The sequence below is a fragment of the Ancylobacter oerskovii genome, assembly GCF_018390555.1.
Taxonomy (GTDB): Bacteria; Pseudomonadota; Alphaproteobacteria; order Rhizobiales; family Xanthobacteraceae; genus Ancylobacter; species Ancylobacter oerskovii.
Window position 1 is genome coordinate 1 of sequence record NZ_JAHBGB010000041.1, and the last position, 25489, is coordinate 25489.

Below are 25489 nucleotides of genomic sequence, written 5' to 3' on the forward strand. Positions count from 1 at the left end.
GGAAGGGCGCCCTCGGCGTTTGCGCACCCACCCCGCACCCATCGGACAAAACGCCCCGAAGCCGTTCCCATCGGACACCCCATCGGACAGAGGGGAGGGCGTGCTCGGACGGCCCCGCCAAGATGGAATGCGCGCTCCCGAAATTAATATTTGCGAAACCCTTCTCTTAACGAATTGAAAATGATCGAGGCCGCCGGGTTTTTCTTTGCATGTCCCGGTCATGCTTAACGCGCTGTCAACCAAACCCGTCCTAGCTTGCCGTCATGACGCGCGGCGTATCCTGGTTTATCGTAGCCCCGCTCGTCCTTCTGGGGCTCTCCGCTTGCAAGTTCTCGCCGTTCGAACGGCGGGAACCCTGGCGCTCGGAGGCTGAAGAACGGTGTCTGGCGGAAGGCTCGGTGAAGCCTTCCGCCACCATCGTGCCCATGCGCGCCATCAACGGCGCCGGCACGTGCGGGATGGATCATCCCTTCAAGATCAGTGGCTTGAACCAGAGTACGGTCGAGGTGGCGCCCAAGGCGACGCTGGCCTGCCCGATGACCGCCTCGCTCGATCGCTGGGTCGCCGAGGACATCCAGCCGGCCGCCTATGCGTGGTTCGGCCAGCCGGTCGCCAAGATCAAGCAGATGTCGTCCTATTCCTGCCGCAACATGAACGGCGCGGCGACCGGCAAGGTTTCCGAGCATGCCTTCGGCAACGGCTTCGATGTCGGTGGCTTTGTACTTGCCGATGGCCGGGAAATACTGGTGAAGACCGGCTGGAAAGGCCGGGAGGACGAGCGCGGCTTCCTGCGCACGGTGCAGGCCACCGCCTGCCAGCGCTTCACCGTGGTGCTGGCGCCCGGCTCCAACATCTATCACTACGACCACATCCATGTGGACCTGATGCGCAGCGCCTCCGGCCGCTCGACCTGCAAGCCGGCGCCGGTGATGCCGACCCCGCCGAATCTGCCGGTCTACAAGGCTCCGCCCATGGCGGCGGTGCCGCCGCAAGCCAGCCCGGCCTCCTATCCGCCGCCGGCCGCGGCGCCCGGTTCGGCACCGGAATCGGAGGAGATGGACATGCCGGCGGGCGAGCCGATGGTGCTGTCGCCGCAGCCGCCCGCGTCGCAGCCCTCGGCGTCCTATCCCGGCCCGGGAGCGCCGCAGCCGCTTGCCCAACCGGGCTATCCCGCGCCGATCCAGCCCTATGGCGCGCCGGCCCAGCCCTATCCCCCGCCAAACAACTATCCCGCCCAAACCCGGCCGGCCCAAGCCTACCCGGCGCCGACCTATCCGGCTCAGGCCTATCCTGCCCAGGCGGCTCCGGCCTATCCGGCTCCGGCCGCGCCGCCGTCCCGCCCGGATGGCGTGCCGCTGCCGCCGGCCGGCATACCGATGGTGATGCGCTGGTTCGGGCTCGACCCGACGGCGACAGGCTCGATCTCGCCGACCAAGCGCGCCTATGCGCCGGAACGGCAGATCGCGACGCCGATCCCGCCGCCACCCGCCATTTCCGGCGAAGACTGACGCTCCGTCACCATCGGCCGGCTCACGCGGGAACGGCGGCGATGACGTAGTCGTGGCCGTGGGAAAGCCCCCCGGATGCGGCCAATAACCCCTCGGCTCGCTCGTGCAGACGAATGATGCGGGCTGCTAGCGCCTCGGCGGTGAGGCGGTCGTCGATCAGCCCGGCGAGCCGCCGGCTGTCCTCCAGCTGTCGATTCACCCAGGCCATGTCGTAGCTGTTGGGAAAGCGGCGGGCGAAGGTGATCCGCAATCCGACCTGTTCCAGCCGCTGCATCACCCATTCCGCCGGGTATTCGCGGTAGGGCGTCACGCCGGCCAGCAGGGCGCAGGCGTCGCGCAGCCGGCCGATGGCTTGCACAAGCGCCCCGGGTGCGTCGTCGGCGGGCGCGACGACGTAGGGATCGACGCCGATGACATAGATGCGCCGTCCCACGAGCGGGCGTAGCCGTGCGAAAAGATCGCTCTGGAAATACGGCGCGTAGCTCTCCACGGCGCCGAGAAGATACTCGGCCAGCACGGTATCGTGGCTTTCGCCGGCGAGGAGCGCCGGATCCTGCCAGTTGCCGAGCACCAATCGGTCCTGCGGCCGCCGGGCCACCACCGCGTCCCCGGCCAGCCGCAGATGCTCGGCATCGGCGCTGACGGCGGTCCATCGGGAGGAGGGCAGTGTACTGATCCAGCGTGCCGAGCGCACGCCGGTCCCGGCGTCCAGCACGGCACCCCATGGCTCGCCGCCCTGCACATGCTCGACGACGCCGAACATGTCGAGCCTTGCCGGCGCCGGGTTCGCGCTCATCTGTCGCCTGTTCCGGGTACAAAGTCTGATGGGGCGGCGCGCCTCACCGCGGTTCAGTCCAGCAGCGTGTCGAGGCCGCGCCTCACCCCGGTCCAGCCGGCGACCTTCCTGGCCGCCAGCAGGGTGCCCGCCACATAGGGGGCGGCCGAGGAGCCGGCATCGTGGCGGATGGTGAGCCGCTCGTCCGGGGCGCCGAAGATGGTCTCGACGCCCAGCACGAAGGAGGGCAGCCGCAGCGCATGCACCTGCACGCGGGTCGCGCCCTCGCCGAAGCTGCCGCCGCGGGTGGCGGGCACGCCGCTCACCTCCTCGATCGGCCGGCTGGTGGCGGGGCGGCGCACCCCGGCCAGGGTTTCGGCGAGCTCGCGGGCGGTGCCGGACGGGGCATCCGGCTTGCCGGCCGAGGCGTAGTCGATGATCTCGACGTCGGAGACGTATTTGGCGGCTTCCAGCGTGAAGCGCTTCAGCAGCGTGGCGGTGATGGAGAAGTTGCCGGCCGCCAGCACGCCGACCCCTTTCGCCCGCGCCAGGGCGTCGAGCTCGGCATAGTCGTCCGCACCGAGCCCGGAGGTGCCTATGACCACATGCCGGCCGGCGGCGATGGCGGCGGCCGCATTCGCCTTCACCACATTCGGCTTGGTGTAGTCGATCAGCACGTCGGAGGGGACGGCGAGCGCCTCCTCGATGGAGGCGAAGACGGGGGCGTCACCGATCGCCGTGCCGGCGGCGGAACGGGAGACGCCGGCCACGAGTGCGAGATCGGCGGTGGCGGCGATGGCCGGCGCAAGGGCGCGGCCGACCCAGCCGGTCGCGCCGGCGAGCAGGATCCTGACGGGCATGCGGAGAACTCCGAACAGCTCAGATTCCTGCCGAATACACCCCGCGCCGCAGCGGGGAAAGTGCCAGCCGGCCTGTAAGCCGGGTTCTGTAAGGCGGGATCGCTCCCGCGTGGCGGCCATTCCTCTGGGACGCCGATTGCTCGGCGCCTCTAGCAGTCAACCCGGGCGGCGATCCGAAGACGGACCTGAGACCGGCGAACCGGCCTCGTGCCACCCCTATACGACTTTGCTCCCGGTGGGGTTTGCCGTGCCGCTTCCGTTGCCGGCCGCGCGGTGGGCTCTTACCCCACCGTTTCACCCTTGCCGCGGACGCATCCGCGGCGGTTTGATTTCTGTGGCACTTTCCCTGGGGTCGCCCCCGCCGGACGTTATCCGGCACCGTGTCTTCGTGGAGCCCGGACTTTCCTCGGCGCCCTTGCGGACGACGCGGCCGCCCGGCCGGCTGGCGAGGGAGCAATGGGGGAGACGCGCACGCCCGTCAAGGCTCGACGCACAACCGGAACCGCCCGGCAGGCATGCGCACCGCCGTCCTCAGTTCGATGCCATGATGGTGCGGGCCTTGCTGCAATAGCTGACGGCGATGCTCGACATGCGGGTGGCGCCGTGTCCGCCCTGGTACCGCATCACCGTGCCGCAGGTGTCGCCGCCGGCGAGCCGATAGGCGCCGGCAAGGTAGCGCATGCCCCATTTTACGTTGGTCTCGGGATCGTAGAGGGCCTTGCGGGTGCCCTGGTAGCCCATGGCGCGCGCCGTGGGATGCTTGATCTGCATGAGGCCCACTTCGCCGGCGCTTCCGGTGACGCCGGGATTCCAGTTGCTCTCGATGCGCACGACGGCGCGGGCAAGAGCGATTGGAATACCGTTGGCCCGGGCTTCGCGATCCACGAGGGCGACGAAGGATGAATTGAAACTAGGCGCCTCGTCAAAGCTTTTCAAATCAGTGATCGGGCGGGCGGTGGCAATGTTTATGCCGGAGGTGAAGGCTAATAGAGTGAAAAATGCCGTACGCAACGTGAGACTATGACGGGCCATTCGCGATATCAGTCTTTCCAGGTCGATGAAGGAGACCGGGAAATGCGATGGAAAATCTGTTTCCAATGAGGCTTCAATTGTCCACGAATTGGGAAATAGCTGGGCACTCGCCAGCTCATCGTCGCGGCTGTGGCCGATGGGCAACGAAAGCGCATGATCGTGTCGCGACGGGGTACTCCCGGGCAAGATCATGTCCCGTGCGGTGTGATGATAGGGTCGAAATTTCAGCCGTCTGCCGTTGCGGAGGCATCCGGTCGCGAGGTGCAGAGGGCGTATAGCGTGGCAAGTGTGGAGACATCCGCCACACCATCGACACGCTGTCGCCGGAAATGGCGCTGGAAGGCGCGCACGACGGCTTCGGTCCTGTCGCAATAGATGCCGGTGAGGGGTATCTCGTAGCCGTAGAAGCCCAGCATGGCCTGCAGCGCCTCGATGGGCTGGCCCGATTCACCGCGCATGAAATAGCGGCCATCGCTGATCGGCTCCTCCTCGACCAGATGGCCGATGCCGGCGCGATGCAGGATCTCCCAAGGGAATTTCTCGCCGGGGTCCTGCTTGCGCAGCGGCGCGACGTCGGAATGCGCGAGCACGCGGGTCGCGGGGATGGCGAGGCGGGTGACGATGTCCTTGGCCAGCGCCGTCACCGCCTCGATCTGGCGAGGGTGGAAGGGCGGATAGCCGAAATCATGGCCGGGATTGACGATCTCGATGCCGACCGACAGCGAGTTGATGTCGGTTGCGCCGGCCCATGAGGAGGCACCGGCATGCCAGGCCCGGCGGGATTCCGGCACCAGCTGCACGATGCGCCCGTCTTCATGCACCACATAGTGGCAGGACACGCCCCGCTCGGGCGAGCGCAGCCACGCCACCGCCTCATCGGCACTCTGCATGCCAGTGTAATGCAGCACCAGCATGTCCGGGACCACGACGCCGAGACGCTCTCCATGATTGGGCGAGGCCAGCACCTCGGCGGCCAGCGGGGAGTCGGCGGGGAAGGTCGGGGCGGTGTCCATGCAGCGAGCTAACCAGCTCCTGCGGCCGGTTCAACCGATTCTTAAGGTTCAGAGAGCGTTAATCGCGGATCGAAACCGGGGGATTCGGCGCGTCGCGTCGCAGTCCCGATCAGCGTCCTGCCGATGTTCCATAGTGTTGCATGTCTGAACCTGCTTGCCTCCAGCCTCGCCGCGACGATCCGGCCTGTGCGGCCGGGCCGCGTCGGCGCATGCGCGCGGGGCGGCATGGGCGATCGACGGCCGGCCGGAGACGCATGATGCCGCCCTCCCGACCTTCCGACACGGGACCGGACGCCGCGGAGCGCCATATTCCGGTGCTGCTCGCCGAGGTGCTGGCGCATCTTTCGCCCAAGGACGGCGAGGTTCATGTCGACGGTACCTTCGGTGCCGGCGGCTATAGCCGTGCGATCCTCGATGCGGCCGATTGCCGGGTGATCGCCATCGACCGCGACCCGACCGCGGTGGCGGCGAGCGCGCCGCTAGTGCTGGCCTATCCCGGCCGGCTGGCGGTGACGCAGGATCGCTTCGGCAATCTCGACCAGGTCGCGGCCATGCTCGGTGCGCCGCAGGTCGATGGGGTCGTGCTCGACATCGGCGTTTCGTCCATGCAGCTCGACGAGGGCGAGCGCGGCTTTTCCTTCCGCCGCGACGGGCCGCTCGACATGCGGATGTCGGGGGAGGGGCCGTCGGCGGCGGACTATGTCGCTCGCCTGCCCGAGGCGGAGCTCGCCAATCTGATCTACCGCTTCGGCGAGGAGCGCCAGTCGCGCGGGATCGCCCGTGCCATCGTCAGGGCGCGGGAAGAGGCGCCGATCGTCCGCACACTGCAACTCGCCGACATCATCGCCAAGGTGGTGCGCTCGAAGCCGCACGAGCCGCATCCGGCGACCCGCAGCTTTCAGGCGCTGCGCATCGCGGTGAATGACGAACTCGGCGAACTCGCCCGCGCCCTGGCGGCGGCCGAGCGCGTTCTCAAGCCTGGAGGTCGGCTGGTGGTCGTCACCTTCCATTCGCTGGAAGACCGGATCGTGAAGAATTTCCTCAATGCCCGCGCCAAGCCGGCGGCCGGCTCGCGCCACCTGCCGGCGGTGGAGAGCCTCCCGCCGAGCTTTCGCCTCGTCGCGAGGGGGGCGGTGGAGCCGACCGAGGCCGAGAGCCGCGCCAATCCGCGGGCGCGCTCCGCCAAGCTCCGGGCCGCGTCGCGCACCGAGGTGCCCGCGCATGATGCGAGCGACCTCGATGCCCTGCTGCCTCCGCTTCCCGATTTCGACGCCCGCCACCGCCCGCACTGAGGACCGAGATACATGTTCCGCATCCTCAATCTTGTCTCGGTGATCGCGCTGCTGGCGGCGGCGGGCGCGGTCTATCACGTCAAATATTCCTCGGCCTTCGAAGCGCAGAAGATTGCCAAGCTGCGCGACGAGATCCGCTGGGAGCGCGATCGCATCGCCACGTTGAATGCCGAGTGGGCGCGGCGTACCGCTCCCGACCGCATCCAGTCGCTGGCCGAGCATCACCTCGACATGCAGCCGCTCGACGTTACCCGCATGGATATGCTGGCCAGCCTGCCTTCCAAGTCTGATCAGGCCGGGGATGCGCTGGGCGGCATGATCGAGGCGCTGGTCGACAGCCCGACCGGCGCGGCGATTCCGGCGAGCCAGGCCAAGCCCGCGACGCCCAAGCCGGCGGTGCGGGCGTCGGCGCCGCCGGTGGCGGCCGCACCGCGTCCCAATGCGCCGCTGCCGCTCTCCGCCGTCCCTGCGGCCGGGGCCCTGGCGCCGGCCGGCGCGCGGGTGCTGGGCTCGCCGCTTCCCCCGCCGTCCGCCCGCCCGATGGCGACGGCCCCGATGATGTCGCCGATGCCGCTGCTGCCGCCGGCAGCGGTCGGCCAGTAATCCAGTGGAGGTCGTCTGGTGTTCGCGTCCGGCCTTTCCAAGCTGCGCTTCCCCAAACTCCGGCTGCCCGCGTTGCGCCTGGCGCGAATGCGGCTTTCGAAGCCGAGGCTGGCCGCGCTCCCGGCGTGGCTGTTCCGGCTGCCGGGCCGCGCGCTGCGGGCCCTGATCGGCGTGGTACGCAGTGCGGCGCGGCGCGGTCGGCCCGAGGCGCACGCCGTCGCCCGCGCGCGCATCATCCTGTGCATGCTGGTGTTCGGCACCGTTTATATCGCCATTGGCGGGCGTCTCGCCATGTTCGCCTCCTCGCCGGACGGTGCGCTCAGTCGGCGCGGCATGGCCTCGGATGCGGTGGCTTCCGCCCGCCCCGACATTCTCGACCGCAATGGCCGCATCCTCGCCACCGATGTGAGATCGGCCTCGCTGTTCGGCGAGCCCAAGCGCCTGATCGACGTCGATGAGGCGGTCGAGGCGCTCTCCGCCGTGCTGCCTGATCTGAACACCGATGAAATGCGCCAGCGCCTGGACAGCAAGCGCGGCTTCGTCTGGCTGAAGCGCGACATCACCCCGATGCAGCAGCGCGAGATCTACAATCTCGGCCTGCCCGGCATCGGCTTCATGACCGAGAACCGGCGCATCTATCCGGGCGGCAATCTTGCCGCGCATGCGCTCGGCTCGGTCAATATCGACAATCAGGGCATTGCCGGCCTGGAGAAGTGGATCGACAGCCGTGGGCTGTCGGAACTGCACCTCGCCGGCTTCGCCACCGATCGCCAGCAGGAGCCGGTGGAACTCTCCATCGACCTGCGGGTACAGCACGTATTGCGCGACGAACTGAACGCCGCCTTCCTGAAGTTCAAGGCCAAGGCGGCGGCCGGCGTGATCACCGACGTGCGCACCGGCGAAGTCATCGCCATGGCGTCGCTGCCGGATTTCGATGCCAATGATCCGGCCAAGGCGCTGGATCCCAAGGCGCTGAACCGCCTCTCGACCGGCGTGTTCGAGATGGGGTCGACCTTCAAGGCCCTGACCTTCGCCATGGCGCTCGACAGCGGCAAGTTCAACCTCAACTCAACGCTGGATGCGCGCGGGGCGCTGTCGTTCGGGCGATTCAAGATCCACGATTATCACGCCGAAAACCGCGTGCTGACGCTGCCGGAGGTGTTCCTCGTCTCGTCCAATATCGGCACGGCGCGCATGGCGCTGACGCTCGGCGTCGACGCCCACAAGGCTTTCCTGAAGAAGATGGGCCAGCTCGACCGGCTGCGCACCGAGCTGCCGGAAAGCGCGGCGCCGCTGGTGCCGAAGCGCTGGGGCGACCTCAATACCGCGACCATCGCCTTCGGCCATGGCCTCGCCGTGGCGCCGATCCAGGTGCTGATGGCAGAGAATGCGCTGGTGAACGGTGGCTGGCTGATTCCGCCGACCTTCCTCAAGCGCACGCCGGAAGAGGCCGCGCAGATCGCCACCCGGGTGATCAAGCCCGAGACCAGCACCAAGATGCGCTATCTCATGCGGCTCAACGCCGAGAAGGGCTCGGCGAAGAAGGCCGACAGCCCCGGCTATTATGTCGGCGGCAAGACCGGCACCGCCGAGAAGGTGATCAACGGGCGCTACTCCAAGACGCGGCTGCTCACCTCCTTCATCTCCGCCTTCCCCATGGACGACCCGCAATATCTGATGCTGGTGATGCTCGATGAGCCGCAGGCGGTGGAAGGCACCTATGGCTATGCGACGGCCGGCTGGAACGCTGCGCCGACGACGGCGCGCATCATCCAGCGCGTCGCCCCGCTGCTCGGGATCATGCCGCGCAAGGAAGTGCCGCCGGTCGAGAGCATCCTCTCCTCCAACAGGGTGGCGCAGGTGCAGTGATGGGGACGGGCCGATTTCCCATGCGTGACGGGTGCGAAATCGGCTATGGCACCGAGCGGGGCGCGGTCGACCGGGCGGGCCGGCTCCGCCGCTGGTTTAGGCGCAGTCATTCGGGACAACGAGCATGACTGATCTTCCCCATTCGCCCTCGCCCCGGATCCGCACACTTGGAACGCTGGTCGGCGAGGATGCCGACTACGACGCCGCCGATCCGATGATGGACGTGGCCGAGCCGGTGCTCGACAGCCGCAAGGCACGCTGCGGCGACGTGTTCTTCGCGCTCGCCGGCGCCAAGGCGGACGGCATGGCCTTTGCGCGGGAAGCGGTTTCGCGGGGTGCGGCGGCCGTGGTCGGCGAGACGGAAAGGCCTTCCGAACTGCCGCCCGACGTCTCCTATGTGCGGGTCGGCAATGCGCGCCGGGCGGTGGCGCTCGCGGCGGCGAACGCGTTTCCCCACCAGCCGGCAACCATTGCAGCTATAACGGGTACCTCGGGCAAGACCTCGGTGGCTGCCTTCACCCGGCAGATCTGGCAGAGCCTCGGCCATGCGAGCGCCAGCCTCGGCACGCTCGGCGTCGTCGCGCCGTCCGGTGAGGTGTACGGTGCGCTCACCACGCCCGATCCGATCGCCCTGCACCGCACGCTGGACCATCTGGCGAGCGAGGGGGTGACGCATCTGTGCCTGGAGGCCTCCTCGCACGGGCTCGACCAGCACCGCCTGGACGGGGTGCGGCTCGCGGCCGGCGGCTTCACCAATCTCTCGCGCGACCATCTCGACTATCATCCGACCATGGAGGCCTATCTCGAGGCCAAGCTGCGGCTGTTCCACCATCTCGTTCCGCGCGGCGGCGGCGCGGCGGTGTGGGTCGACAGCACCGAGGGCAGCCATGTGGCGCAGATCGCCGCCGATAGCGGGCTGGACGTGATCGGCATCGGCACCTCCGGCGCCGGCATCGCGCTGCTGTCGCGCCGCGACGACGGGCTGGGGCAGGTGATCGAGGTGGAGGCGGACGGCGTGCGGCGCCAGCTCCGCCTGCCGCTGGTCGGGGCCTTCCAGGTGGCCAACGCGCTGGTGGCCGCCGGGCTGGTCGCCGCCACCGGCAGCGCCGTCGAGGAGGCGCTCGCTCCGCTGGAGCGGCTGGAAGGCGTGCCCGGCCGCCTGGAACTGGTCGGTACCAAGGCATCGTCCGCCGGCACCGCCGGCGTCTTCGTCGACTACGCCCACAAGCCGGACGCGCTGGCCAATGCGCTCGACGCCCTCCGGCCCTATGCGACAGGCCGGCTCATCGCCGTGTTCGGCTGCGGCGGCGACCGCGACAAGGGCAAGCGGCCGCTGATGGGAGCCATCGCCGCGGAGAAGGCGGACGTGGTCATCGTCACCGACGACAACCCGCGCAGCGAAGACCCGGCGACCATCCGCGCCGCCATTCTCGCCGCGGCCCCGGGCGCCCGCGAGATCGGCGACCGCGCCGAGGCGATCGCGGCGGCCATCGGCATGGCCGAAGCTGGGGACGTGGTGCTGATCGCCGGCAAGGGTCACGAAACCGGCCAAATCGTGGGCGACCGCACCTTGCCGTTCTCCGACCGCGAGGTTGCCCGGGCGGCGCTCGGCAATTTTGGGGGGTAGTCATGGACGGGCAGGGCAAAGGCGTCGACGGGGCGCCGCTATGGACGCCGCTGGCACTGGCGCAGGCGACCGGCGGCACGCTGCGCGGCGTCGCCCCCGACGCCGCGATAGGCGGCGTCTCGATCGATTCGCGGACGCTGCAGCCGGGGGACGCCTTCTTCGCCATCACCGGCGAGCGCGACGGCCATGACTTCGCCGCCGCTGCCGCCGGGCGCGGCGCCGCCCTGTGCGTGGTGGCAGCGGCCAGGCTCGGCGAGTTGCCGGCTGACATGCCGGCGCTGGTCGTCGAGGACGTGCTGAAGGCGCTGGAAGATGCCGGCCGAGCGGCGCGGGCCCGCTCGGGCGCGCGCATCGTCGCCGTCACCGGCTCGGTCGGCAAGACCACGACCAAGGAGGCGCTGCTGCTGGCCCTCGGCGCCGACGGGCCGACCCATGCTTCCGCCGCCTCCTACAATAATCACTGGGGTGTGCCGCTGTCGCTCGCCCGGCTGCCGGCGAGCGTCGCCTATGGCGTGTTCGAGCTGGGCATGAACCATCCGGGCGAGATCGCGCCGCTTTCGGCGATGGTGCGCCCGCATGTGGCGGTCATCACCACCGTCGAGCCGGTGCATATCGCCCAGTTTCCCAATGTCGAGGCCATCGCCGACGCCAAGGCGGAGATCTTCACCGGGGTCGAGCCGGGCGGGGCGGTGGTGCTGAACCGCGACAATCCGCATTTCGACCGGTTGGCGGCAGCGGCGCGTGCCGCCGGGATCGGGACGATCATCGGCTTCGGCCAGTCGGTGGCGGCACAGGCCCGCCTGCTCAGCGTCGCGCTGCAGCCGCAGAGCTCGACGGCGCTTGCCGACATCCTCGGCGAGACGGTGAGCTTCAAGATCGGCCTGCCCGGCCGCCATATCGTGCAGAACGCCCTCGCGGTGCTGGCGGCGGCCAAGCTGGCCGGCGCCGATCTCTGCCTCGCCGGGCTGGCGCTCGCCTCGCTCGGCCCGCCGCCGGGGCGGGGCGTGCGCACCGCGCTGGCCGTCAAGGGTGGCGCGGCGCTGCTGATCGACGAGAGCTACAACGCCAACCCGGCCTCGATGCGCGCCGCCCTGGCCGTGCTGGCCGGCACCCCGGTCGAAGGGCGCGGGCGCCGCATCGCGGTGCTCGGCGACATGCTGGAACTCGGGCCCACCGGCGAGGAGCTCCATCGCGGCCTCGCTCCCGAGGCGGGACGGGCGGATCTCGTCTTCTCCGCCGGGCCACTGATGCGGGCGCTGCACGAGGCGCTGCCGGAGAACCGGCGCGGCGCCTGGGCCCCCGATGCCGCGACGCTGCTGCCGCTGCTCGCCGAACGGCTGCGCGGCGGCGACGTGCTCATGGTCAAAGGATCGAACGGCAGCCGCATGGGGCCGCTGGTGCGTGCGCTCGCCGAGCGCTTTCCTGTTCAAGACGACGCCTCGGCGGAAGGGTGAACCGATGCTTCAATGGCTGGCCCAGTTCCAGGAGAGCGTCCCGGCGCTCAACGTGTTCCGCTACATCACCTTCCGCACCGGCGGGGCGATCATCACCGCGCTGCTGTTCGTGTTCATGTTCGGGCCGGCGATCATCGCGCTGCTGCGGCTGAAGCAGGGCAAGGGCCAGCCGATCCGCACCGACGGGCCGCAGTCGCATCTGCTCACCAAGAAGGGCACGCCCACCATGGGCGGGCTGATGATCTTCTCCGGGCTGATGGTGGCGACGCTGCTCTGGGCCAATCTCGCCAATCCCTATGTCTGGGTGGTGCTGTTCGTCACCATCAGCTTCGGGCTGATCGGCTTCTATGACGATTATCTCAAGGTGACCAAGCAGACCCATGCCGGCCTGTCTGGCCGGGCCCGCCTTGCCCTCGAATTCCTGATCGGCGGCATCGCGGCGGTGGTGATCATGCATGTCGGCCGCGAGCCGCTGTCCTCCTCGCTGGCCTTCCCGTTCTTCAAGGACCTGCTGATCGACCTGTCCTGGTTCTTCGTCATCTTCGGCGCCTTCGTCGTCGTCGCGGCCGGCAATGCGGTGAACCTCACCGACGGCCTCGACGGCCTCGCCATCGTCCCGGTGATGGTGGCGGCCGGCAGCTTCGGACTGATCTCCTATCTCTCGGGCAACGTGCTGTTCGCCGACTACCTGCAGATCCACTATGTCGCCGGCGTCGGCGAACTGGCGGTGATCTGCGGCGCGCTGATCGGCGCCGGCATCGGCTTCCTGTGGTTCAACGCCCCGCCGGCGCAGATCTTCATGGGCGACACCGGCTCGCTGGCGCTGGGCGGGCTGCTTGGCACCATTGCGGTGGCCACCAAGCACGAGATCGTGCTCGCCGTGATCGGTGGGCTGTTCGTGCTGGAGGCGGTGTCGGTGATCGTGCAGGTGATCTCGTTCAAGCTCACTGGCAAGCGCGTGTTCAAGATGGCGCCGATCCACCATCATTTCGAGCAACTGGGCTGGACCGAGCCGCAGATCGTGATCCGCTTCTGGATCATCGCGGTGGTGCTGGCGCTGATCGGGCTCTCGACGCTGAAGCTGCGGTGAGGGGTGCTCGACGCGAGCATCCTTCGAGGCTCGCTAGCGCTCGCACCCCAGGATGAGGCGGTTCCCGGGGATCAAAGCCGTCCATCCTCATGCCGGGGTGCCGCCGCAGGCGGCCTCGAAGCACGCGGGCGTTCAGCGCACCGCCAGCACCTTCTTCACATTGTCGGCGTGCACCTGCTCATAGGGGGCGAAATAGCCGAGCACGCCGTCGGCGAGGTCGCCGGCGATGAAGGTGGAGAGGTCCTGGTCGGCCAGCGCCATGTCGACGTGAAGCCGCAGCAGCTTCTTCACATAGCGGATGGTCGCGTCGATCAGCCCCTCGCCGTAGCCGCCGGCGGCGATGATGTCCGGCGCGCCGTGGTTCGGCAGGATGCGCGGATAGCCCCACGCCTTGATGCGTTCGAGCTCGCCGACATGGACGGCGAGCCGCTCCGGCTCGGCGACATAGGTGATCGGCTCCTCCAGCGTGTCGCCGGCCAGCATGAGGCCGAGCTCGGGCAGCAGCAGGATCAGCCCGTCATGGCTGTGGATCTCCGCCGGCTCCAGCTTCACCTGCAGCCGCCCGACCGTCAGCACGGCGGGGCCGGCGATGATGCGGTTGGGCATGACGAGCGGCCGGATCGGCGGTTCGCCGCCCTCCAGCGCCGCGCGATGGGCGACGAGGGCCTTTTCGGTCGCCTCGAGGGCGATGATCTCGCAATCGGCAAACACCTCGTTGCCGGCGACGTGATCGTCGTGCCAGTGGCTCAGCACCACGCGGATCGAGGTGACGCCGGCCTCCTCCAGTGTGCGGCGCATCAGCCGCGCATGGGTGAGCGAGATATGGGTGTCGTAGAGAAGGGCCTCGGACCCGTCGACCACCGCATAGACGCAGACGCCCAGCGCATAGGCGCCGTCGTCGAGCCAGTTGGGGGCCGCCGAATGCGCCCGCGCGCCGTCGATCCGCCCGTCATAGAAGGCATAGAGATGCGGGTGGGGGCGCAGCACCCGCAGGGTGGAGCCGAGCGGGAGCAGGGTCGGGCGGGAAGCGGGCATAAGCGGGATTCTCGCGGTGGCGGCGGACGGCGCGATCTTTCCATCCGGCGCGGAAATGCGCTAGCCAGAGATGCCCGATCCGGGTGCCCGCCGTCCCAAGATTCCGCCCATCCGAGGTCCCGCCTGCCATGATTCCCGTCACTACCTTCCGCGACCGCCGCGTCGCGCTGTTCGGTCTCGGCGGTTCCGGCCGCGCCACCGCCCACGCGTTGATTGCCGGCGGCGCCGATGTCATCGCCTGGGACGATGCCATCGCCTCGGTCGAGGCGGCGGACGACGAGGACATCCCGACCGGCGACCTCCGGGCGCTGGAATGGGGGACGGTGGACGCGCTGGTGCTGGCGCCCGGCGTGCCGCTGACCCATCCCAAGCCGCATTGGAGCGTCGAGCTGGCGAAGGCCGCCGGCGTCGAGGTGATCGGCGACATCGAGCTGTTCGTGCGCGAGCGGCGAGCACATGCGCCGGGCGCGCCGATGGTGGCGATCACCGGCACCAACGGCAAGTCGACCACCACGGCGCTGATCAACCATCTGTTCAAGGCGAGCGGCCGGGATGCGCAGATCGGCGGCAATTTCGGTCCGGCGATCCTGTCGCTCGATCCGCCGGCGCCCGGGCGGGTGCATGTGGTCGAGTGCTCCTCCTACCAGATCGACCTCTCCCCGACACTCGATGCCAGCGTCGGTATCCTGCTGAACCTCTCCCCCGATCATCTCGACCGCCATGGCGACATGGCGCATTACGCGGCGGTGAAGGAACGGCTCGTCGCTGGCGTGGAGCCGGGCGGCACGGCGGTGGTGGGCGTCGACGACGAGTGGAGCCGCGCCATCGCCGACCGGCTGGAAGCCGCCGGCCGCACGCTGGTGCGCCTCTCCGTGCTGCACGCGCTCGACGACGGCATCTGCCGCGATGGCGACACGCTCACGGTGCGCGAGGGCGGGCGGACCGTCTTCACCGTGCCGCTCGCCGGCATCGGCTCGCTGCGCGGCGCCCACAATGCGCAGAACGCCGCCGCCGCCTTTGCCGCCGCGCGGGCGCTGGGGCTGGCGCCGGAGGTGATCGTCGCCGGGCTGAAGAGCTTCCCCGGCCTCGCCCATCGCATGGAGGAGGTGCGGACCCTCGGCAAGGTGTTGTTCGTCAACGATTCCAAGGCAACCAATGCCGATGCGGCGGAGCGGGCGCTGCTCAGCTTCGAGGACATCTACTGGATCCTCGGTGGCAAGCCGAAGGCCGGCGGCATCGAGCCGCTCCGCCCGCTGTTTTCCCGCGTGCGCAAGGCCTATCTCATCGGCGAGGCGGCCGCGGAATTCGCGGCGACGCTCGGCGACGCGGTACCGTTCGAGATGTGCGGCACGCTGGAGAACGCGATACCGGCCGCCGCCCGCGACGCCACGGCGTCGGATGCGGGCCATCCGGTGGTGCTGCTGTCGCCGGCCTGCGCCAGCTTCGACCAGTTCCCGAATTTCGAGGTGCGCGGCGACCGCTTCCGCACGCTGGTGCGGGCGCTGCCGTCGGGCTGATCCGGCGCGATATCCTCCTCGCCATTCATTCTTTCGTTGGATTTCGGCGCCTGTGGCTGTCGGGCGCGCAGATTTCCGTTGACCGGCCGATGGCTGCATTCAAACTATGCATGCCTATACGGGCGGCAATTCGCGCCGCCCTGGGCCCGAAGGGGTAAGCGGGGCGCTCGCGCAGCGGCGGTCAGCCGACGCGACGGCTCCCAGAAGGGGAACTGCAGCGTCATGACCATGGAAAGCACGGGAAGTGCGTCCTCCGCCAATGCGGCGGCCGGCGTCACCTATACGACGGTCGACACCGCCTATTTCGAGGCGCGTGGGCTGAAGCGCTATGCCGGGGTGGCCTCGCTATGGGCGCTCGGCGTCGGCGCGGTGATCTCCGGCCATTTCTCGGGCTGGAATCTCGGCCTCGCCACCGGCGGCTGGGGCGGCATGTTCATTGCCGCCATCATCATCGCCATCATGTATCTCGGCCTCACCCTCTCCATCGCCGAGATGTCGGCGGCGCTGCCGCATACCGGGGCGGCCTATTCCTTCGCCCGCACCGCCATGGGGCCGTGGGGCGGCTTCATCACCGGCCTGTGCGAGAACGTGGAATATGTCGTCACCCCGGCGGTGGTGGTGTTCTTCATCGGCTCCTATCTCGGCTCGATCTTTGGCACGCCGCCGGAGTTCCAGCCGGTCTACTGGGTGTTCGGCTACATCGTCTTCGTCGGGCTGAACGTCGTCGGCGTCGAACTGTCCTTCAAGGTCACGCTGATCGTGACGCTGGCGGCGCTCGCCTGCCTCGTCGCCTTCTGGGTGAGCGCGCTGCCGAATGTCGATTTCTCGCGCTGGGCGCTGAACGTCGCCGCCGACGGCACCGAGCTGCCCGATGGCGGCGGGCCGTTCCTGCCCTTCGGCTTCTACGGCATCCTCGCCTCGCTGCCTTTCGCGGTGTGGCTGTTCCTCGCCATCGAGCAATTGCCGCTGGCGGCGGAGGAGTCCATCGACCCGAAGCGCGACCTGCCGCGCGGCATCATCCTCGGCATCTCCACGCTGATCGTCTCGGCCTTCATGATCCTGTGGCTGAACGCCTCGGTGGCCAACGGCACCTTCGCGCTCGGCAAGTCCGGCGAGCCGCTGCTCGACGGCTTCCGCGCCATCTATGGCGACGGCGCCGCCAAGGTGCTGGCGCTGATCGCGGTGATCGGGCTGATCGCCTCGTTCCACACCATCATCTACGCGCAGAGCCGGCAGATCTATTCGCTGTCGCGCGCCGGCTACTTTCCGCGCTGGATGTCGATCACCCACGGCACCCGCAAGACCCCGCATCTGGCCATGCTGGTCGGCGCGGTGGTGGCGCTGCTGCTGATGCTGGTGATCTGGTTCAGCGTCGGCGCCGAGCAGGGCGCCTCGGTGATCGGCGGCACGCTGCTCAACATGGCGGTGTTCGGCGCCATGCTGTCCTATGTGATGCAGGCATTGTCCTACATCCTGTTGCGCAAGAACGCGCCGCAGATCGAGCGGCCCTACAGGAGCCCGTTCGGCATCGTCGGCGCGGGGCTCACCATCCTCATCGCGCTGGTGACGCTGTTCTTCCAGCTGTCGGATCCGGTCTACCGCGCCGGGGTGATCGGCGTCGTCATCTGGTTCGCGCTCGGCATCGTCTATTTCGCGCTCGCCGGCCGCCACAAGCTGGTGCTGTCGCCGGAGGAGGAGTTCGCGCTCTCCAAGGGGCAGTCTGAATACAAGACCCACTGACGTCGCCGCTTCAGCCTGGTCTTGCAGAGCACCCTCATCCTGAGGTGCGAGCGTCAGCGAGCTTCGAAGGAGGCTCGGTGACATGCACCCGGATGCGGATCCTTCGAGGCCCGGCCTGCGGCCGGCTACCTCGGGATGAGGTCGATCCCGGTTGCCAGGGTATTGTCACCCGAGGCCCGGCCGGATGCTCCGGCCGGGCCTTTTGCCGGCACCGACGCGCTGCCGCATTAAGCCGGCGTCAACCTTAACTGTCCGATACTGGCCACTAGCGCGTTTGCGGAGTGGCGTTGATGATTTCGCGTGCCGAGAGGACCGTGGTCGGCGAATGGTGGTGGACGGTGGACCGTCTGCTTCTCGGGGCGCTGGCGGCGCTGATGATCATCGGCATCGTGCTGGCGCTGGCGGCGAGTCCGCCGGTCGCCGCCCGGCTCGGCATCGCCGACCCGTTCCATTTCGTGAACCGGCAGGTGATGTTCCTGCTGCCGGCGCTGATCGTGCTGATCGGCACCTCCTTCCTGTCGCCGAAGCACATCCGCCGCGTCTCGCTGGTGCTGTTCGTGGTGTTTCTCGGCCTCATCTTCGCGACGCTCGTGTTCGGGCCGGAAGTGAAGGGCGCGCGCCGCTGGCTCAATATCGGCCCGGTCGCCCTCCAGCCGTCGGAATTCATCAAGCCGAGCTTCGTCATCATCGCCGCCTGGCTGTTCTCCGAAAGCGTGCGGCGCCCGGAAATGCCCGGCCAGATCATGGCGGTGGCGCTGCTGGGCAGCGTCATCACGCCCCTGGTGCTGCAGCCGGACTTCGGCCAGACCATGCTGATCTCGCTGGTGTGGGGCGGGCTGTTCTTCCTCGCCGGCCTCAGGATGATCTGGGTGTTCGGCCTCGGCGGCGTCGGCGCCACCGGGCTGTTCCTCGCCTATCAGCTGGTGCCGCATGTGACGAAGCGCATCGACCGCTTCCTCGACCCGGAATCCGGCGACACCTACCAGATCGACCTCGCCACCGATTCCTTCCTCAATGGCGGCTGGTTCGGCCAGGGGCCGGGCGAGGGCACCTTCAAGAAGATGCTGCCGGACGGGCATACCGACTTCATCTTCTCGGTGGCGGCGGAAGAGTTCGGCGCGGTGCTGTGCCTGATGATCGCCGCCCTGTTCGCCTTCATCGTGCTGCGGGCGCTGACCCGGGCGATGCATGACGAGGACCCGTTCGTCCGCTTCGCGGTAGCCGGGCTCGCCATGCTGTTCGGCCTGCAGTCCTGCATCAACATGATGGTCAACCTGCACATGATGCCGGCCAAGGGCATGACGCTGCCCTTCGTCTCCTATGGCGGCTCCTCGCTGATCTCGCTGGCCTTCGGCATGGGCATGCTGCTGGCGCTGACCCGCCGCCGCCCGCGCAGCGCCACGCTGGCCGAGCTGGAGCGGTTCGGCACGCGCCTGGGATCGCCGGCCTCGCCGGCCCCGGCTTCCGCGTGAGGCCGCGACGATGGCCGGCGGATCGGGCGATGCGCCCCTCGTTCTTCTTGCCGCCGGGGGCACCGGCGGCCATCTGTTTCCCGCCGAGGCGCTGGCGAACGCGCTGAGCCGGCGCGGCATCGTCGTCGATCTCGCCACCGACGAGCGGGCGGCGCGCTATGCCGGGCATTTCCCCGCCCGGCAACTGCATGTGCTGCCCGCCGACACCATGCGCGGCCGCTCGCCGGTGGCGCTGGCGAAGACCGCGCTGGCGCTCGGCACCGGGCTGGTGAAGGGGCTCGCGCTGGTGCGGCGGCTGAAGCCGGCGGCGATCGTCGGCTTCGGCGGCTATCCCACCGTGCCGCCGCTGCTCGCCGGTGCCTTTGCCGGCCGGCCGACACTGATCCACGAGGCGAATGGCGTGATGGGGCGGGCGAACCGGCTGCTGGCGCCGCGCGTGACCGCCATCGCGCTCGGCTATCCCGATGCGGTCGCCGGCAATGCCGCGCTGGCCGCCAAGGCCCACCACACCGGCAACCCGGTGCGCCCGGCCGTGCAGGCCGCCGCCCGCGTGCCCTTCGAGCCGCCGGCGACGGATGGCGCGTTCCGGCTGCTGGTGTTCGGCGGCAGCCAGGGCGCGCGCATCATGAGCGAGATCGTGCCGCCGGCGGTGGAGAAGCTGGCGCCGGAGTTGCTCGCCCGGCTGCACCTCACCCAGCAATGCCGGCCGGAGGACATCGAGGCCACCCGCGTCGTCTATGACCGGCTCGGCGTCGCTGCGGAGCTGGCGCCGTTCTTCGACGACCTGCCGGCGCGCATGGCGCTGGCGCATCTGGTCGTCGCCCGTTCCGGCGCCTCGACGGTGGCCGAACTGAGCGTGATCGGCCGCCCCTCGGTGCTGGTGCCGCTGCCCGGCGCGCTCGACCAGGACCAGCTCGTGAACGCCACCGCGCTCGCGCGCGCCGGCGGGGCCGCGCTGATGCCGCAGGCCGAGTTCACGCCGGAGCGCTTCGCCGCCGAGCTCGCCCGGCTGATGGGCGATCCCGCCGGGCTGACGGCGATGGCGCAGGCCGCCCACGCCACCGGCCGCGCGGATGCCGACCAGCGCCTCGCCGACCTCGTCCTGCGAATCGCCAAGATCGATGTTTAGGGGCCGGGGATGACGGCGCGCCGCGCCTCGTCTAATCCTGCCCGCCGCCGGACGGCCGATCGCCGTCCGGCTGAAAAGGACATAGCCGCATGAAGCTTCCGCTCTCCCTCGGTCCCATCCATTTCGTCGGCATCGGCGGCATCGGCATGAGCGGCATCGCCGAGGTGCTGCACAATCTCGGCTATACGGTGCAGGGCTCCGACGTCGCCGAGAGCGCCAATGTGAAGCGCCTGACCGAGAAGGGCATCAAGGTTCATGTCGGCCATGCCGCGGAGAATCTCGACGGCGCCGAGGTGCTGGTGGTCTCCTCCGCCATCCGGCGCGACAATCCCGAGCTGGTCGCCGCCCGTGCCAAGCGGTTGCCGGTGGTGCGCCGGGCGGAGATGCTGGCCGAGCTGATGCGGCTGAAGAGCTGCGTCGCCATCGCCGGCACCCATGGCAAGACGACGACGACCTCGCTGGTCGCCACCCTTCTCGATGCCGCGAACCTCGACCCCACCGTGATTAATGGTGGAATCATAAATGCTTACGGCACCAATGCGCGGCTGGGGGACGGCGAGTGGATGGTGGTGGAGGCCGATGAGAGCGACGGCACCTTCCTGAAGCTGCCGGCCGAGGTGGCTGTTGTCACCAATATCGATCCCGAGCATCTCGACCATTTCGGCACCTTCGAGGCGGTGCAGCAGGCGTTCCGCAGCTTCGTCGAGAACGTGCCGTTCTACGGCTTCGCGGTGATGTGCATCGACCATCCGGTGGTGCAGGCGATGGTCGGGCGGGTCGAGGACCGGCGCGTCATCACCTATGGCGAAAACCCGCAAGCCGATGTTCGGATTGTGGAAATCGACCTGAAGGGTGGCCGCTCGCGCTTCACCGTGCAGTTCCGCGACCGCGAGGGCACGGCGGTGCACGAGCTGCGCGACCTCGTGCTGCCGATGCCGGGTCGGCACAACGCGCTGAACGCCACCGCCGCCATCGCGGTGGCGCGGGAGCTCGCGGCGAGCGACGAGCAGATCCGCGCGGCGCTGGCCGGTTTCGGCGGGGTGAAACGCCGCTTCACCAAGACCGGTGAGGTGAACGGTGTGACCATTTTCGACGATTACGGCCACCACCCGGTGGAGATCACTGCGGTGCTCCGCGCCGCCCGCGCGTCGACCGAGGGGCAGGTGATCGCGGTGGTGCAGCCGCACCGCTATACCCGGCTCCACTCCCTGTTCGACCAGTTCGCCACCTGCTTCAACGACGCCGACCATGTCATCGTCGCCGATGTCTATGCCGCCGGCGAGGCGCCGATCGCCGGGGTGGACCGCGACCATCTCGTCGAGGCGCTGCGGGCGCGCGGCCACCGCTCGGTGCAGCCGCTGCCGGGGCCGGAGGCGCTGGCGGACATGGTGAAGGCGCTGGCGCGGCCGGGCGACTATGTGGTCTGCCTCGGCGCCGGCAACATCACCCAATGGGCCTATGCGCTGCCGGGCCAGCTCGAGGCGAAGGACATCGACGCGTGAGCTTTCCCGACCTGACCGCCGACCTCGCCGCCCGGATGCCGGAGCTGCGTGGCCGGCTGCTGCCCAACCAGATGCTGGCGCCGCTCACCTGGTTCCGCGTCGGCGGGCCGGCACAGCTGCTGTTCACGCCGGCGGATCAAGAGGATCTCGCCTATTTCCTCGCCCGCCTGCCGGCGGAGGTGCCGGTGACGGTGATCGGGCTCGGCTCCAACCTCATCGTGCGCGACGGCGGGGTGGAGGGCGTGGTCATCCGGCTCGCCCGCGGCTTCTCCGACATCGTCGTGGAGGAAGGGCACCGGCTGCGCGTCGGGGCCGCCGTGCCGGACGTGAAGCTGGCCCGCGCGGCGGCGGATGCCGGCATTGCCGGGCTCGCCTTCTATCGCGGCATTCCCGGCGGCATGGGCGGCGCGCTGCGCATGAATGCCGGCGCCCATCACGGCGAGACCCGGGACCGGCTGGTCGAGGCGCGGGCGGTCGACCGGCAGGGACGGGCGCATGTGCTCTCCAATGCCGATTTCGGCTTCTCCTATCGCCATTCCGGCGCGCCGGCGGACTTCATCTTCACCAGCGCCCTGTTCCAGGGCGAGCCGGGCGAGCCGGCGGAGATCCTCGCCGAGATGGACCGCATCACCCAGGCGCGTGAGGCGTCCCAGCCCATTCGCGAGAAGACCGGCGGCTCGACCTTCAAGAACCCGCCGGGCCACAAGGCCTGGCAGCTCGTCGACGCCGCCGGCTGCCGCGGGCTCACCCGCGGCGGGGCGCAGGTGTCGCAGATGCACTGCAACTTCCTCATCAACACCGGCGGCGCCACCGCCGCCGAGATCGAGGGACTGGGCGAGGAGGTGCGCCGGCGGGTGAAGGAGAGCTCGGGGGTCGAGCTCGACTGGGAGATCAAGCGGATCGGCATGGCCGCCCCGGCCGCCGCTCCGACCGGCTAGGGCGCCCGCGGAGGCCGCGGCGCGCGGGATGGCCGCATCCCGAGGACGGTCATGCGCGGCGCTGCGCCGGTGCGCGGGCCGGCACTGCGAATCGCACCGGCGCACCGTGCCGGCGCGGCGCGAAACCGGCATGGCGGGGGTCGCGGGGGCCGGAGGCGAGGGGGCCGGGTGCCCGCCGGGCTTCGCCGGCGCCCGATGCCGGCGCCGGCGCGTTGAAAGTTAACGCATCGGCTTCAAAAGTTAACGCCTTCGAAGGGCGGCCCCGCCAGGGCGCGGCGGGCTTAACGCAACCTTAACGGCCGGGATCCGCCGGCGCGGCGGTGGACGAAGCGCCTCTGCCTGCTACAGAAATTCTCATTTGCCTAAGGTTCTGCGATTGCGGTGCAAAACCGGCCGCGCGCCATCGGGGTGCCGTCCAGGCGGCCAGAATTTTACCGAATATTTACCAAAAGGTACGGATGCTATCCCCCACGGCGCATCGCGCGCTCGGCTGTCGGGGCATCAGCACGTCGGACCTCCCGCATGATCACCGGACCGGAAACCGATCCGGCCGGATCTAGCGGAAGTCGGCACGCCGCCCCGGAAAGCCGGGAGACGTCGGTGCCCGGACTGGCAGCCCATGCGGGTCATTCGTTCGGCGAGCTTGTGAGATGGATGGTGGAGGACGCGTTGCTCGATCGCTGAATCCGGGTCGAAAGCCCGGATACGGCACGAGCGCGGCCAGGGCGGATCAGGAACGCGGCGGCACGGCGAATCGCGCGGCGCCGACTCGCATGGCGACCGCTGCCGGCCCGGCGGGCGGCGGGCGCACGCGATTCGCGAATCGGGCGATCATCGGCGGCAAGCGCCTGCTGGTCGGCTTCGCCGCCTCGCGGGCGGCGAGCTGCGGCGCCGGCACCTGGCTGGTGGCGGCGCTGTTCGCCGCGACCGGCGCCTACGGGCTGCAGGTCGGCGGGCACATGCCGCAGGCCGCCGAGACCGTGCGCGACATGGCCGACAGCGTCGCCAACATCGCCGGCTTCAAGATCAAGACCGTGAACCTTTCCGGCCAGAACCACGTCAGCCCCGGCGACATCCTCGCCACCGCCGGCGTGAAGCCGACCTCCTCGCTGCTGACGCTCGACGCCGAAGAGGCGCGGATGCGGCTGGAACAGCTGGCCTGGATCAAGCGCGCCACGGTGCAGAAGCTCTATCCCGACCGCCTCGACATCCAGGTGGTCGAGCGCGAGGGCTTCGCGCTGTGGCAGAAGGACGGCAAGATCAACGTCATCGCCCGCGACGGCACGGTGATCGCCCCCTATTCCGACGATGCGCGCTACATCCGACTGCCGATCGTGGTGGGCGACGGGGCGCAGAACCATGTCACCGAGATCGTCGAGGCGCTCGGCCTGGTGCCGGGCGTGCGCGACAAGGTGCGCGCCGCCATCCGCGTCGCCGACCGGCGCTGGACGCTGAAGATGCGCAACGGCATCGACGTGCGCCTGCCCGAGACCGGCATGGCCGAGGCGCTGCAGGAGCTGGCGGTGCTCGACCGCGACAAGCAGCTGCTCACCCGCGACGTGACCATCATCGACCTGCGCCTCGCCGACCGCGTGTCGGTGCGCCTGTCCGACGCCGCCTACGAGGCGCGCCAGCCCGACCCCAAGGCCAAGAAGAAGGCGCCCAACACATGAGCGTGCGCGCGCCCTACGACATCGTTCCCAAGATGCGCCCGCTGTCGCCGCGCCGTTCCGGCGTGGTCGGCGTGCTGGAGATCGGCACCTCCAAGATCGTCTGCCTGATCGCCCGCCTGAAGCCGCGCGATTCCTCGATGACGCTGCGCCGCCGCAGCCACGCCATCGAGGTGCTCGGCGTCGGCCATACCAGCGCCCACGGCATCAAGGGCGGCACCGTCGCCGACATGGAGCGCGCCGAGCACGCCATCCGCCGCGCGGTGGACGCCGCCGAGCGCATGGCCGGCGCGCAGATCGCCTCGGTCATCGTCTCGATGGCCGGCGGCCGGCTGGGCTCCGAGCATTTCAATGCCGAGATCGAGCTGCCGGAGCCGGCGGTCGCCGAAGGCGACATCCGCCGCGTGCTCGACGCCGCCTCGACCTTCGCGGTGGGCGACGGCCGCGCCGTGCTGCACGCGCTGCCGGTGAGCTACACCATCGACGGCGTGACCGGCATCGCCGAGCCGCGCGGCATGCTGGGGCGCCGCCTCGGCGTCGACCTGCACGTCATATCCGCCGACGCCTCGGCGGTGCGCAACCTGCTGCTCTGCGTCGAGCGCTGCCATCTCGGCGTCGAGGCGATGGTGGCGGCCCCCTATGCGGCGGCGCTTTCGGCGCTGGCCGACGACGAATCCGAGCTCGGCACGGTGCTGATCGACTTCGGCGCCGGCACCACCACCGTCGCGGTGGTGGTCAACGGCCATTGCGTGCATGTCGACGGCATTGCGGTGGGCGGCCAGCACATCACCAACGACGTCGCGCGCGGCCTCTCGACCCGCCTCGCCGATGCCGAGCGGCTGAAGAGCCTGCATGGCGGCGTGATCGCGGTGAGCGCCGACGAGCGCGAGATGCTCACCGTGCCGGCGATCTCCGAGGACCAGCGCGACCTGCCGCGCGCGGTGCCGAAGTCGCGGCTTCTGCAGATCATCCGCCCGCGGGTGGAGGAGATCGTCGAACTGATCCGCGACCGGCTGGTGGCCTCCGGCCACGCCGCCGATGCGGGCCGGCGCATCGTCCTCACCGGCGGCGCCAGCCAGCTCACCGGCCATGCCGAGCTGGTCGGCCAGATCCTCGGGCCGCAGATCGGCTCGCTGGTGCGGGTCGGCCGTCCGCTCGGCATCTCGCGGCTGCCGGAGGCGGTGCGCGGCGCCTCCTTCGCGGTGGCCGCCGGGCTGCTCGTCTATCCGCAGGTGGCCGGCCTCGAGCATTTCGAGGCGCGGCGCCGCCGCGTCTCCCATGCCGGTTCCGACGGGTATTTCTCCCGCGTCGGCCACTGGCTGAGGGAGGCGTTCTGACCATGATCCATTCAATCCGCGCCGGC

Annotated in this window: 20 protein-coding genes and 1 other RNA gene; 15 read left to right on the plus strand and 6 right to left on the minus strand. The window is 69.5% G+C overall.

Going from position 1 to position 25489, the window contains the following annotated elements; all coding sequences use genetic code 11:
- Positions 1-263 precede the first annotated feature (263 nt).
- Positions 264-1508, plus strand: a complete 1245-nt coding sequence (locus tag KHC19_RS18680; RefSeq protein ID WP_213354270.1) for an extensin-like domain-containing protein — start codon at positions 264-266, stop codon at positions 1506-1508.
- A gap of 22 nt (positions 1509-1530) precedes the next feature.
- On the opposite strand, the gene KHC19_RS18685 is transcribed toward KHC19_RS18680, so the two are convergent.
- From KHC19_RS18685 to KHC19_RS18705, 5 genes are all read right to left on the minus strand, one after another.
- Entirely contained in the window at positions 1531-2304 is a 774-nt protein-coding gene (locus KHC19_RS18685; protein ID WP_213354271.1) for a hypothetical protein, read from the minus strand.
- 53 nt (positions 2305-2357) lie between these two features.
- Positions 2358-3143 (minus strand): 4-hydroxy-tetrahydrodipicolinate reductase, encoded by a 786-nt coding sequence (gene dapB, locus KHC19_RS18690; protein WP_213354273.1) that lies wholly within the window; start codon positions 3141-3143, stop codon positions 2358-2360.
- 59 nt (positions 3144-3202) lie between these two features.
- An RNA gene (gene rnpB / locus KHC19_RS18695) (RNase P RNA component class A) lies at positions 3203-3589 on the minus strand.
- A gap of 85 nt (positions 3590-3674) precedes the next feature.
- Positions 3675-4361: a lytic transglycosylase domain-containing protein gene (locus KHC19_RS18700; RefSeq protein WP_246549160.1), complete on the minus strand. Its 687-nt coding sequence runs from the start codon at positions 4359-4361 to the stop codon at positions 3675-3677.
- 38 nt (positions 4362-4399) lie between these two features.
- Positions 4400-5188: an N-acetylmuramoyl-L-alanine amidase gene (locus tag KHC19_RS18705; protein ID WP_213354275.1), complete on the minus strand. Its 789-nt coding sequence runs from the start codon at positions 5186-5188 to the stop codon at positions 4400-4402.
- A gap of 257 nt (positions 5189-5445) precedes the next feature.
- On the opposite strand from KHC19_RS18705, the gene rsmH reads away from it, so the two are divergent.
- The 6 genes from rsmH to mraY all read left to right on the plus strand — a co-directional run bounded on the left by rsmH (position 5446) and on the right by mraY (position 13123).
- Positions 5446-6480, plus strand: a complete 1035-nt coding sequence (gene rsmH, locus KHC19_RS18710; protein WP_213355120.1) for a 16S rRNA (cytosine(1402)-N(4))-methyltransferase RsmH — start codon at positions 5446-5448, stop codon at positions 6478-6480.
- 12 nt (positions 6481-6492) lie between these two features.
- On the plus strand, positions 6493-7083 hold the full coding sequence (gene ftsL / locus KHC19_RS18715) for a cell division protein FtsL (protein WP_246549162.1): 591 nt from the start codon (positions 6493-6495) through the stop codon (positions 7081-7083).
- Positions 7084-7170: 87 nt separating this feature from the next.
- Positions 7171-8952, plus strand: a complete 1782-nt coding sequence (locus KHC19_RS18720) for a peptidoglycan D,D-transpeptidase FtsI family protein (protein ID WP_213355122.1) — start codon at positions 7171-7173, stop codon at positions 8950-8952.
- Positions 8953-9076: 124 nt separating this feature from the next.
- Positions 9077-10579, plus strand: a complete 1503-nt coding sequence (locus tag KHC19_RS18725) for a UDP-N-acetylmuramoyl-L-alanyl-D-glutamate--2,6-diaminopimelate ligase (RefSeq protein WP_213354277.1) — start codon at positions 9077-9079, stop codon at positions 10577-10579.
- 2 nt (positions 10580-10581) lie between these two features.
- Positions 10582-12033: a UDP-N-acetylmuramoylalanyl-D-glutamyl-2,6-diaminopimelate--D-alanyl-D-alanine ligase gene (locus tag KHC19_RS18730; RefSeq protein WP_213354279.1), complete on the plus strand. Its 1452-nt coding sequence runs from the start codon at positions 10582-10584 to the stop codon at positions 12031-12033.
- Positions 12034-12037: 4 nt separating this feature from the next.
- Positions 12038-13123, plus strand: coding sequence for a phospho-N-acetylmuramoyl-pentapeptide-transferase (gene mraY, locus KHC19_RS18735; RefSeq protein ID WP_213354281.1), 1086 nt, complete (start codon positions 12038-12040; stop codon positions 13121-13123).
- Between the two features lie 132 nt (positions 13124-13255).
- Here the strand turns inward: mraY and KHC19_RS18740 are convergent, their stop codons facing one another.
- Positions 13256-14158, minus strand: a complete 903-nt coding sequence (locus tag KHC19_RS18740; protein ID WP_213354283.1) for an MBL fold metallo-hydrolase — start codon at positions 14156-14158, stop codon at positions 13256-13258.
- A gap of 128 nt (positions 14159-14286) precedes the next feature.
- On the opposite strand from KHC19_RS18740, the gene murD reads away from it, so the two are divergent.
- From murD to ftsA, 8 genes are all read left to right on the plus strand, one after another.
- Positions 14287-15675, plus strand: a complete 1389-nt coding sequence (gene murD, locus KHC19_RS18745) for a UDP-N-acetylmuramoyl-L-alanine--D-glutamate ligase (RefSeq protein ID WP_213354285.1) — start codon at positions 14287-14289, stop codon at positions 15673-15675.
- A 222-nt stretch (positions 15676-15897) separates the two neighbouring features.
- The gene (locus tag KHC19_RS18750; RefSeq protein WP_213354292.1) at positions 15898-17415 is read left to right on the plus strand and encodes an amino acid permease; all 1518 of its coding nucleotides are present in this window, start codon (positions 15898-15900) and stop codon (positions 17413-17415) included.
- Positions 17416-17705: 290 nt separating this feature from the next.
- Positions 17706-18887, plus strand: a complete 1182-nt coding sequence (ftsW, locus tag KHC19_RS18755) for a putative lipid II flippase FtsW (protein WP_213354294.1) — start codon at positions 17706-17708, stop codon at positions 18885-18887.
- Positions 18888-18897: 10 nt separating this feature from the next.
- Positions 18898-20016, plus strand: a complete 1119-nt coding sequence (gene murG / locus KHC19_RS18760; RefSeq protein ID WP_213354296.1) for an undecaprenyldiphospho-muramoylpentapeptide beta-N-acetylglucosaminyltransferase — start codon at positions 18898-18900, stop codon at positions 20014-20016.
- Between the two features lie 89 nt (positions 20017-20105).
- Complete coding sequence (gene murC, locus KHC19_RS18765) at positions 20106-21518, plus strand: UDP-N-acetylmuramate--L-alanine ligase (RefSeq protein ID WP_213354298.1); 1413 nt, start codon at positions 20106-20108, stop codon at positions 21516-21518.
- Complete coding sequence (gene murB, locus KHC19_RS18770) at positions 21515-22456, plus strand: UDP-N-acetylmuramate dehydrogenase (protein ID WP_213354300.1); 942 nt, start codon at positions 21515-21517, stop codon at positions 22454-22456. Before murC ends, murB begins: the two co-directional genes overlap by 4 nt.
- Before the next feature lie 773 nt (positions 22457-23229).
- Positions 23230-24129, plus strand: coding sequence for a cell division protein FtsQ/DivIB (locus KHC19_RS18775; RefSeq protein WP_213354301.1), 900 nt, complete (start codon positions 23230-23232; stop codon positions 24127-24129).
- Complete coding sequence (gene ftsA, locus KHC19_RS18780) at positions 24126-25463, plus strand: cell division protein FtsA (RefSeq protein WP_246549164.1); 1338 nt, start codon at positions 24126-24128, stop codon at positions 25461-25463. The genes KHC19_RS18775 and ftsA overlap by 4 nt, the downstream gene beginning before the upstream one ends.
- The last annotated feature ends 26 nt before the right edge of the window (positions 25464-25489 follow it).

What these genes read in the sequence shown, in the direction of transcription:
- KHC19_RS18680 (WP_213354270.1), top strand. Translation starts at nt 264, where the DNA reads ATGACGCGCGGCGTATCCTGGTTTATCGTAGCCCCGCTCGTCCTTCTG.
- KHC19_RS18685 (WP_213354271.1), bottom strand. Translation starts at nt 2,304, where the DNA reads ATGAGCGCGAACCCGGCGCCGGCAAGGCTCGACATGTTCGGCGTCGTC.
- dapB (WP_213354273.1), bottom strand. Translation starts at nt 3,143, where the DNA reads ATGCCCGTCAGGATCCTGCTCGCCGGCGCGACCGGCTGGGTCGGCCGC.
- KHC19_RS18705 (WP_213354275.1), bottom strand. Translation starts at nt 5,188, where the DNA reads ATGGACACCGCCCCGACCTTCCCCGCCGACTCCCCGCTGGCCGCCGAG.
- rsmH (WP_213355120.1), top strand. Translation starts at nt 5,446, where the DNA reads ATGCCGCCCTCCCGACCTTCCGACACGGGACCGGACGCCGCGGAGCGC.
- ftsL (WP_246549162.1), top strand. Translation starts at nt 6,493, where the DNA reads ATGTTCCGCATCCTCAATCTTGTCTCGGTGATCGCGCTGCTGGCGGCG.
- KHC19_RS18720 (WP_213355122.1), top strand. Translation starts at nt 7,171, where the DNA reads ATGCGGCTTTCGAAGCCGAGGCTGGCCGCGCTCCCGGCGTGGCTGTTC.
- KHC19_RS18725 (WP_213354277.1), top strand. Translation starts at nt 9,077, where the DNA reads ATGACTGATCTTCCCCATTCGCCCTCGCCCCGGATCCGCACACTTGGA.
- KHC19_RS18730 (WP_213354279.1), top strand. Translation starts at nt 10,582, where the DNA reads ATGGACGGGCAGGGCAAAGGCGTCGACGGGGCGCCGCTATGGACGCCG.
- mraY (WP_213354281.1), top strand. Translation starts at nt 12,038, where the DNA reads ATGCTTCAATGGCTGGCCCAGTTCCAGGAGAGCGTCCCGGCGCTCAAC.
- KHC19_RS18740 (WP_213354283.1), bottom strand. Translation starts at nt 14,158, where the DNA reads ATGCCCGCTTCCCGCCCGACCCTGCTCCCGCTCGGCTCCACCCTGCGG.
- murD (WP_213354285.1), top strand. Translation starts at nt 14,287, where the DNA reads ATGATTCCCGTCACTACCTTCCGCGACCGCCGCGTCGCGCTGTTCGGT.
- KHC19_RS18750 (WP_213354292.1), top strand. Translation starts at nt 15,898, where the DNA reads ATGACCATGGAAAGCACGGGAAGTGCGTCCTCCGCCAATGCGGCGGCC.
- ftsW (WP_213354294.1), top strand. Translation starts at nt 17,706, where the DNA reads ATGATTTCGCGTGCCGAGAGGACCGTGGTCGGCGAATGGTGGTGGACG.
- murG (WP_213354296.1), top strand. Translation starts at nt 18,898, where the DNA reads ATGGCCGGCGGATCGGGCGATGCGCCCCTCGTTCTTCTTGCCGCCGGG.
- murC (WP_213354298.1), top strand. Translation starts at nt 20,106, where the DNA reads ATGAAGCTTCCGCTCTCCCTCGGTCCCATCCATTTCGTCGGCATCGGC.
- KHC19_RS18775 (WP_213354301.1), top strand. Translation starts at nt 23,230, where the DNA reads ATGGCGACCGCTGCCGGCCCGGCGGGCGGCGGGCGCACGCGATTCGCG.
- ftsA (WP_246549164.1), top strand. Translation starts at nt 24,126, where the DNA reads ATGAGCGTGCGCGCGCCCTACGACATCGTTCCCAAGATGCGCCCGCTG.